The 2,616-nt window shown below is 67.4% G+C and carries 3 protein-coding genes; 2 read left to right on the top strand and 1 reads right to left on the bottom strand.

Annotated features, from left to right (window positions below; genetic code table 11):
- Positions 1 to 276: 276 nt before the first annotated feature.
- Entirely contained in the window at positions 277 to 699 is a 423-nt protein-coding gene (locus VGH85_00745) for a VOC family protein (GenBank protein HEY2172319.1), read from the top strand.
- Between the two features lie 22 nt (positions 700 to 721).
- On the opposite strand, the gene VGH85_00750 is transcribed toward VGH85_00745, so the two are convergent.
- Entirely contained in the window at positions 722 to 1,423 is a 702-nt protein-coding gene (locus tag VGH85_00750) for an HAD family hydrolase (protein ID HEY2172320.1), read from the bottom strand.
- A 47-nt stretch (positions 1,424 to 1,470) separates the two neighbouring features.
- Here VGH85_00750 and VGH85_00755 point away from each other — a divergent pair.
- Positions 1,471 to 2,616: carboxylesterase family protein (locus tag VGH85_00755; protein HEY2172321.1), on the top strand; the 1,146-nt coding region annotated here is incomplete at its 3' end.

Consider the following 2,616-nt stretch of genomic DNA (forward strand, 5'->3'; position numbering starts at 1 on the left):
AGGGGTGTCAACGCCCTCGCCGAGCTTGTCGACCGAGTCCAGCAGGGCCCGCATCTCCGCGAAGCGCGCGTCAGTGAATCCGCGGTCGTAGTCACCGCTGAAGGCGCGCAGAAGCGCCACGCCCTCCAAGCCCAGCAGATAAGCCAGCGGATGCTGATAGACCATCGGCGGAGCGTAGGAGCTAACCTCGGCCAGCCTCAACGCCTTTTCGGGCAGGTGGAGACGGGGTCGCCTTTGTCGTTTGCGGATCTGTTCCGGCGGCGGACGATTGCGGCCATGCCCGCTATCACCGGCGAGGTCATCGCCACACTGACCGTCACCGATCCGTCGCGGAGCGGGGACTGGTACCGAGACCTTCTCGGCATGCACGAGGAGAGTCGTCATGTTCAGTCGGACGGCCACGTCGGACAGGTCTGCCTGATCGAGCGTCGAAGTGGCCTGAGGCTTTGCCTCGTCGACCACGCCTCCAGCAACAGCGACCCGTTCGACGAACGTCGGACGGGCCTGGACCACCTCGAGTTCCTGGTCGATAGCCGAGACGAGCTCACTGCATGGGTCGGTCGGCTGGACGAGTTGGCGATCATCAACTCGGGTGTGAAGGAACCGTCGTACACGTCGAACGCGATGATCACGTTCCGCGACCCGGACAACATTCAGCTCGAGTTCTTCTGGTTGGCGCCGGTCACACCGCCTGACTGAGGCGGTGAAGGCACCGCGATTGTCAGGTGCCGGCGACGTGATCGGCCAGCTGGTCCAGAGAGGTGATTCGGTGCGGCTCGTCGTATAGCCCGCGGTCCGCCCGGTCGAGGAGTACGGCCCGCAGCCCGGCCGCCCGTGGCGCGAGGACGTCGAGTTCGTAGAGATCGCCGACGTGCAGGGCGGCACCGGGATTGACGTCGAGTTGGGTACACACCGTGAGATACGTCGACGAGTCTGGCTTGGCAGCGCCGAGTTCTTCGGCGGTGAAGACAGGTCCAGTCCGCCCCCGGAGCCCGACGGCATTCAATTTCGCGGTCTGCTGTTCGACGGTCCCATTGGTGAGCACCGCCGTCTTGAGTCCGGTGTCGGCCAGCGCGGTCAGGGCGGCGTCGACGTCGGGGAACGTGGTCCACGCCGCCTCGTAGCAGGCCAGGTACCCGGCAAATATGGCGTCGAGGTCCTTGTCGGCGCCGGGATCGATGCCGATGAGCGGGAGGAAGTCACGCAGCCGTCGGCGGCGCTGCTCGGCGAAGCTGATCTGCCGCGATCGCCAGGCCGGGAAGTGCCGTTCCTCGGCGTCGAACCACGCTTCGGCCAGATCGTCCGTTGCCACGACTCCCAGCGACGGCAACCACGCGTGGAGCGCGGCGGTCACCGAGCCGACATGGTCGACGAGTGTGCCGTCGAGGTCGAAGATCACCGCATCGACCGGAGCATCGCTCACCCGCCCAACCTAGGCTGTGGGGGACCGTTGGTCCTAGCCTGAGCACCATGGACGAGGTCATCGCGAGCACTACGCAGGGCAAGGTGCGGGGCACCCAGGTGGATGGCGTCAGTGCGTTCCTCGGCATCCCGTACGCCGCCGCGCCGACCGGGCGAGCGTTGTTCGAGGCGCCGGCGGCCGCCGTGAGCTGGGATGGCGTGCGCGACGCGACCAGGTTGGGCCCGACGGCGCCGAAACCGCCGTACGCGTCACCGATGGACACGCTATTGCTGGACCCGGTGATCGCGGGCGACGAGAGCCTCAACGTCAATGTTTGGACGCCGGACCCCGGCGGTGGCGGTCTTCCCGTGATGGTCTGGATCCATGGCGGCTCGTTCCGCAACGGCGGGAACTCGGTGCCGTCCTACGACGGGCGGGCGTTCGCCAGGGACGGCGTGGTGCTGGTCAGCATGAACTACCGGTTGGGGGCACCGGGCTTCGCTCTGCTGCCCGACGCACCGGCCAACCGCGGCATCCGGGACCAGCTGGCGGCATTGGCGTGGGTGCAGGACAACATTGCCGCGTTCGGCGGCGACCCGAACAACGTGACGATCTTCGGCGAGTCGGCCGGCGCAATGAGCGTGACTACTCTCGTGTCGGTGGCTGCCGGACGCGGCCTGTTCGGCAAGGCGATCGCGCAAAGCGGAAGCGCTCACGTCATCGCAACGGAGACGGATGCGACCCGCATCACGGCGGAACTGGCCGCTCGGCTGGACGTCCCGGCGACGGCTGACGCGTTCGCGTCGGTGGACGTCGGACGGCTGGTCGAGGCGCAGCAGTCGATCTCGCTGGACGCCGCGAAGAATCCGGACCCGAACCTGTGGGGATCATCCATCGTGGCGGCCGGGATGGCGTTTCTGCCCGTTGTCGACGGCGAGCTGATCCGCCAGCGGCCAATCGACGCGATCAGAGCCGGCACCGGCCACGACGTACCCATGCTGGTCGGCACGACCGCGGAAGAGTACCGGTTGTTCGTTGTGCCGACGGGCGCCATCGACGCGGTTACGCCGGAAGTGCTGCACGGCAGGCTAGCCGCAGGCGGTCGGGACACCTCGATCGCGGACACCTACCTGGCCAACCGCCCGGATCGCACACCCGGTGATGTGCTGGCCGCGGTGATTACCGACTCCTACTTCCGCGTGCCGACGGTCCGT

The sequence above is a fragment of the Mycobacteriales bacterium genome, assembly GCA_036497565.1.
GTDB lineage: Bacteria > Actinomycetota > Actinomycetes > Mycobacteriales > QHCD01 > DASXJE01.

Excerpts from the sequence above, each read along its gene's own strand:
- VGH85_00745 (HEY2172319.1), top strand. The coding sequence starts at position 277 with ATGCCCGCTATCACCGGCGAGGTCATCGCCACACTGACCGTCACCGAT.